5 protein-coding genes are annotated in these 6,359 nt (G+C 40.6%); all 5 read left to right on the plus strand.

The window, feature by feature from the left end; genetic code table 11:
• The first annotated feature begins 5 nt into the window (after positions 1-5).
• The 5 genes from QNM16_RS23940 (at position 6) to QNM16_RS23960 (ending at position 3,725) form a co-directional block, all read left to right on the plus strand.
• Positions 6-698 carry a hypothetical protein gene (locus tag QNM16_RS23940; RefSeq protein WP_284022761.1) on the plus strand — a complete coding sequence of 231 codons (693 nt, stop codon included), beginning with the start codon at positions 6-8 and terminating at the stop codon, positions 696-698.
• Between the two features lie 62 nt (positions 699-760).
• On the plus strand, positions 761-1,648 hold the full coding sequence (locus QNM16_RS23945; protein ID WP_284022762.1) for a hypothetical protein: 888 nt from the start codon (positions 761-763) through the stop codon (positions 1,646-1,648).
• Between the two features lie 209 nt (positions 1,649-1,857).
• The gene (locus QNM16_RS23950; RefSeq protein ID WP_284022763.1) at positions 1,858-2,442 is read left to right on the plus strand and encodes a hypothetical protein; all 585 of its coding nucleotides are present in this window, start codon (positions 1,858-1,860) and stop codon (positions 2,440-2,442) included.
• Between the two features lie 78 nt (positions 2,443-2,520).
• Positions 2,521-3,150, plus strand: coding sequence for a hypothetical protein (locus QNM16_RS23955; RefSeq protein ID WP_284022764.1), 630 nt, complete (start codon positions 2,521-2,523; stop codon positions 3,148-3,150).
• Positions 3,151-3,164: 14 nt separating this feature from the next.
• Positions 3,165-3,725, plus strand: a complete 561-nt coding sequence (locus tag QNM16_RS23960) for a hypothetical protein (RefSeq protein WP_284022765.1) — start codon at positions 3,165-3,167, stop codon at positions 3,723-3,725.
• The last annotated feature ends 2,634 nt before the right edge of the window (positions 3,726-6,359 follow it).

Below are 6,359 nucleotides of genomic sequence, written 5' to 3' on the forward strand. Positions count from 1 at the left end.
ACGCTATGGATAAAATAGCGTTTAGTCTAACCACCAGTAAGTGGTTAGAAGCATTTAAAGCACACCAAACATTTGCGATTAATCAAACCATGCGGGCTGATTGTCCATTTCAAACAACCAGTCAGGAGATTTTATTAACCGTCTACGATTGCTGGTTTACATGGTTATTAGCACTTGAAAAAAAACTTCGCCCTGAGGGGGTACTCAGTGCAACGACCAAACAAGCCCTGATACAAAATACCACAGATGTACAAGCACAATGCCTGGCATCACTGGCACAAGATCCTCTGCTAGACAAAAAGCTCAAACTCTTGTGGACCAACGCATACAAACCAGCGCATGAAGCATATATTCATTATGTCATGCGCTTGGAAGTAGGTCAGGACTCAGGCGTCGTTTACTCACAGCTTGCCAACCAGTTAATGTCGTTCATGCAACATACGCTTTTCGTGCTGCATGAAGTTGATGGCTTACTGTATAATCCTAATAAGAAAACATTTATCTCTGTTGACGATTTTGTTTGTGACGTGTACAACCAACAGGGTAAAGATTTATTAGGCGAACGACTTCGCTTGTACAAAAGTACCCAAGCCGCACCAGAGGGAGCCGATTGGGAGCTAAAACGCTATACAGAACATCACCTACCGGATGGTTTGCGCGCACAGCTTCGCAGCCATTTGCCCGAGGTATGTTTGTAGTTCAACTCAAGGAGTTGTTTATATACAGCTCCTTCTTTTAAACCAGTAATCGAGACTGAGATATGGTAAACCACTTTGTGGCCAATGTGGCCAAAGCTTTAGAGCTAAATATTGAACATGTTGAAACGTATTGGAAGAATGCTCAAATCATCGCACTTACCAAGGGCAAAGACAGTAATGCCCCCGACTTTTATGCCTATGTCACAGGGATTTTCAAGCGAATGTTAATCGACAATGAAAGCGTAAAAGTGGATGCACAGGGCAAATTAATTTTACCTCGTGCCGAGTCCATCATGAACCGATTGAATATTCAACAGCAGCGCATACTCAATGAACTAGCACCGATAGTCGCTCAAGAAGAGACACCACCAGTCAAGTCGGCCTCACTTGCTCCTTTACCTGATGATGACTCCACAGAAGCACAAACGGTATTAGCTCGTGATCTGGCCGAACTATACAAAGAAATGCTGATCCGTTGGGAAACTATCAGTGATGAGGCCAGTGCTAATTTGGATATAACTGACAACACACAATTTACTTGGCACCCTGAAAACCCTTATGGCACACTACCTGCGGTCGTACGAGAAGTATTGCAAGCTGGGGCTGCACTGCACTTTAGCTCGTTGTCAGATGTGCGTGATATTGCCAAAAAAGCCATGATGAGCTGGCAAGCAACACAGCCAACATTATTAGATGACATGAAAGCGCTGACAACACTGCCGACTATTCACAGACGCGCCCTACTGCCACTGATTAAAGCGCTCGTAAAGCAAGGAAACTTGCCTGAGTCAGTAATAGAGTTAGTGAAAAAAAGTTTGGATAAAAACGCCAATAATTGGCTCAATGTGTTTCCATCTTTACTGGCCAGTAATGCAGCACAGTCACCTCATTTTAGCGAGCATATATGCAATGCGGTGACCGACACTTTAATCGAGTGCTTACTCAACTAAATTATATATAGTGTACAACGATAATTTAAATTTTTGTTGTACAACACTTCACACAAACCCTTGTTTGTGCGATAGTATAACTTCTGAATTACTAGATAGTTATGTGCTTGCAGCTAAGTTATCAGCAAGCCAAATCGGCGACGACACAGATATAAATGCCCTATTTAGTCATCACTAAACGATTATTCATGTATACATAGAGGAATGAGATGATGTCTAAGACAATCATTGGTCAACTATTAAATAAATACGCACTAATTGATGCAGCAGATGCTGTAGAAACAGACGCTGAACATACAGAAGTAGAAACGGTAAATGCCGTAGAGTCAGACGTTGAGCACACAGAAACAGAAGCAGTAGATACGTTGAACTCAGATGACGCAGAAGCAGACGCTGAAGTTGCACACGATGCAGATCTAGAAGACCTTGATGATGAGGATTCGTTCATTGATGAAGAGATTGAAGCCCTTGACCAAGAAATTTCTGCACTCAATGCCGAGATTGAGCATACAAATACAGAAGAACAGAAAGGTGCTTTAGAAAGCAAAAGGGATGCACTTATCGAAAACCGTTATAAGAGACAAAGAGCATATGATAAAAAAGTAGACAATCCATCTTACCAAGCCGCTAAAGAGAAAGCGGATAAATATAATGATAAAGAGGGGGAAGAGCTGTATACAGTGCAGGTTGACCGTCGCAGGAAAGGCAAATATGTGGCTAAAAAGAAAGATCCAAAAAGATCGAGAATAGCTAAAAGAGCCGCTGTTGGGCGTAAAAAACCCACTAGAAGATAATCTTTCCCCCAAATAGTAGATGAAGGCTCGAATTGACGAGCCTTTTTTATATTAGTATATAACGAGACGCAGACCCCTATGAAAGCAAAGCAATTACGCGCGTTATTTGAAACCTTCAGCGCGCCAGCCAAGCACGAGCATTTTAGTAGTCATCTACCAAACCAAGGCACCAACCTAAATGAAGCAGTGATCCCACTGTTACCAACAAGCACAGTACGCGATTTTTGGGAAGTCTCCTTGGATGTGATCACCACAGAGTTTGGCATCATTAAACCCATTCGAGTAATCGTCGAAGCGGAAAGCAGACAGGATGCCAGCGAGTTCGCCAAGCTCAACTTACTCTCACTTGAACCACATCTAGGAGCACAGCAAGCAAACCTTGATACCATTCCTTCATCAACCGTGACACATATTGAGCATTGTGCACAGTTACGTATTGCTGATACCCCATTTATTACTGCCAAAGCGGCCACGGAGTTTGCTCAGCAACTGGGTAAAGAAGCCAGTAGCCTGTTAAGGAAAAACAATGCACTGCGTAAATCAAACCCAAGTACACCGCATCACCTGATTTTCGTTCACACAGATGAGCAAGGTGGTTACCAGATCAAAAATGCGCCCATTTGGCATGCACAAGACTTTTTGGCTGACGGCTTTAAAGTATACGGTTCAAACGCCGCACGTGAACCACTTTACCTTTTTGATAAATAAATTGAGGAATAAAAATGACAACACGTATCGAGCACGTTTTATCACTTTTTGATTCAATCGAAACTCGCAGTCTAAACGAAGCCAAAATGGCAGGTAAACGTGAACGTCGCAACTTTTACACAGTGACATTCCCAACCTCAGAGGGCGATAAAAGCATTATTGTGGAAGCGCCTAAAAAATCGACTGCAATCAGAAATGCTGTGATGTTAGCAAAAGTGACAAAACCAGAAGAGCACCACTTGATGGCCGCAGCACAGGGACACGCGCAAGTCACTTATTACAGTCACTTCATCCCAGCTCAGATCCCTTATATTGAAGACAAAAACACCCATAAAGATGACCCAAAAAAATGGATTTTCCAATCTAGTAAAGCAAAGCTACTTGCAGCGGCAAGAATCAACAATAAAGAAGATTACATCATGCCACAAATTGCCATGACCCACCCTTCTAAGAATAGCTATTCATTAGTTCATGCCTATGAAGTAGAAGAGTATGTAAAAAAAGGCTTTAAAGTACTCGGCAAAGATGGCGCAAGACGCCGCCAAGGTCGCAGTGAAGCCCCATACGGAAACTAATTAATCTAGTAGCTAAAGCCCTAAATCAGTTTAGGGCTTTATTTTTTCTATCAAAAAACATCGCAAACTAAACACAATCCCCCCTCTCATATTATTGTATTATGTTCAATTGTTGATAGTTGTTCTCGCACAGTACATTTAGTCTAGGGCACAAATACACAATCCCGCCTATTTAAGAGCCGCATCTGCATAATGAGTACTTATTATTGTCGCTTTAACAATTGTGACCAAAATTTAAAAAAGCTTTAACGCCTCGAAAATATACTCAAGCTCGGTCTAGTCCAAAAAAACAAAATTTACAAGCTGTATCATATAGATACATATAAAATTCATAGTATAAAAGTACAGCCTAAAGCATCTTAAAAACTTAACTTAAAAATGAAATACAGTGCGTTCCGATATAAAAAAAGCAACAAAACCAAATTTGACACCGTCAACAGAGTGATAAAAAACACTCTCTGCTTTGTCACTAAAAAGTAAAGTGTATACACTCATAGTTTGTGCCCTCGGGTCACAAAGTCCTATGTGGAAAGTTGAATATCACTCCCCTCCCCCATTATCAATAATACAATGTGACCTCGGGGCATGTGCTCACTTTGCCCCTTCGTCAATATAATCCTTCACCAGTCTCATATCATAATAAAGAGCCCACACTTTGTAATAACACAAAGTAAACCCACCATACTGCGGCTTTGCAGTATGCAACATGCGATCTGTAATCCATCAACAGCAGTCTCAATTTTCGAAAGCAAGTTTAAAAAAACCATTGAGCAACGCACAGGACAATTTTGACCTTAGCGTTCACAAATCTAAACTTTAATATTTGCATGCCCTCGGGGCACAAATATACCTTAAGCCAATGTGACCCGAGGGCACAAAGTAAAACGAATACAGAAAATCTCTAAAAGCGTAATAGTACATACATTATAGTAAAACTTGATATCACATTTATTAGTACAGAGTATGGAATATAAAACCACTTTTAGAATCCATGCTATGAGTAAGATTCTCTATACTCAAACTTTATAAAGTGGGTATGCAAATTTTTATCAAGATTAGAATCTAGTATTTTCAGATATAGTAGGATGTAAAAGCCATTCCTTAATCAATATTATTTTTTTCATTTACATGCAAAGTGATAGTCTGCAATAGAATTAAAAGTGATATTAAAGTGAACTGCCAGTTAGAGGGTTTGGCTTAAGCACCATGAGAAAGGCGCTCTGCGCATCGCCAAATAGGACTGTTCGCATTAGACACATGACGACATATAAGAGTGTGACCCGGGGGCACACTAGCACGTAAATTTATAATAGTAAGATGGTTAAAAGGCATTACAGGCAGAGGCTAGTAGAATTTAGAATATGCCAGCAGCAGGCAGGGAAGCGCAGTTAAGAACGATAAAAAATACAGGGATTCCAGAAGCGCATTCCGGATAGAGATACCGCCTAGGTTGAAACGCACCATATAAAACATTTAATAACAGCAAGATAGGCTAATCAAGAGCGCATTCTGATAAGCGCCCAACCAAATTGTGCCCCGAGGTCACACATCATCGTATAAGATAAATAAGGCGTTACTCTAGCTAAGATTGTAAAAGCGAACCTTGTGACCCCAGGGCACACACTACGCACCCACCCCAAACTAAGCCAGCTCTCATAGGCTACACAAAACCTAACCACCAGATAACAACACGACCTTTCGGCTACTCTTAGTGAAAGCGCCCCATTAAAACTCACCTTAGTCAGCACCCTAAATTAAACCACTTAGGCGGCCAAGCCAGATAGCATAAGTGAGCAATGTATTGAGATATGATAGATTGAAAACTAGTAACCAACTTAATAGAGTTATCAACTAATATATAAATATTTACCCCTAGCACTAATGTAAAACGAATACTTATATTCTAGGTGTACTAATTTAAACCTGCTACGGCACAGAGTAATATTACATTTGATGTAAATTTATAAGCGTTTCGGATGATCTTTTTGATGATGCTAAAGCCATAAAAATAGAGATATAAAAAGATTAAAATATTTTTCTTGATACAATCTCAGTCAATGAAAAAATATTCAGACGAACAACTAAGCACCTGCATCACAACAAAGTGAGGAGAATTAAGCTAAGACTGGCTGCACTTATAGACCGCTTTGCCTACCACAAATGGAATACATATAGGTACACATAATTACCTGTCTAGCAGGGGGAAAACTCAAATAGCATTCATAAGCATGTAGTGTATTACCTGCAATTAACTTACAAAACGGTTTCAGCTAATGTGACCCAAGGTCACACATCGCACGCCCTAGCAATTAAGTAAACCATTGCGCCACAAGCGAAGAAGCGAACATCTCACAAACATAGCTAAGATTTTGAGTGCAAGAAGCAGACTAATAGGTATGTAAGTTTTTCGCCTGTGCGGCAGGCGTATTACTCAAACAGCGCCAAGGACCACCACTGGTGAACAACTTTACACGTAACCATGAGAAGCATCAGCGCCACCTATATTGAGTGACCTATATTGAGTGACCTATATTGAGTGACCTATATTGAGTGACCTATATTGAGTGACCTATATTGAGTGACCTATATTGAGTGACCTATATTGAGTGACCTATATTGAGTGACCTATATTGA

Source organism: Pseudoalteromonas umbrosa (genome assembly GCF_030125375.1).
Lineage (GTDB): Bacteria > Pseudomonadota > Gammaproteobacteria > Enterobacterales > Alteromonadaceae > Pseudoalteromonas > Pseudoalteromonas umbrosa.

Coding starts and splice junctions, on each gene's coding strand:
- QNM16_RS23940 (WP_284022761.1), top strand. CDS start 6: ATGGATAAAATAGCGTTTAGTCTAACCACCAGTAAGTGGTTAGAAGCA.
- QNM16_RS23945 (WP_284022762.1), top strand. CDS start 761: ATGGTAAACCACTTTGTGGCCAATGTGGCCAAAGCTTTAGAGCTAAAT.
- QNM16_RS23950 (WP_284022763.1), top strand. CDS start 1,858: ATGATGTCTAAGACAATCATTGGTCAACTATTAAATAAATACGCACTA.
- QNM16_RS23955 (WP_284022764.1), top strand. CDS start 2,521: ATGAAAGCAAAGCAATTACGCGCGTTATTTGAAACCTTCAGCGCGCCA.
- QNM16_RS23960 (WP_284022765.1), top strand. CDS start 3,165: ATGACAACACGTATCGAGCACGTTTTATCACTTTTTGATTCAATCGAA.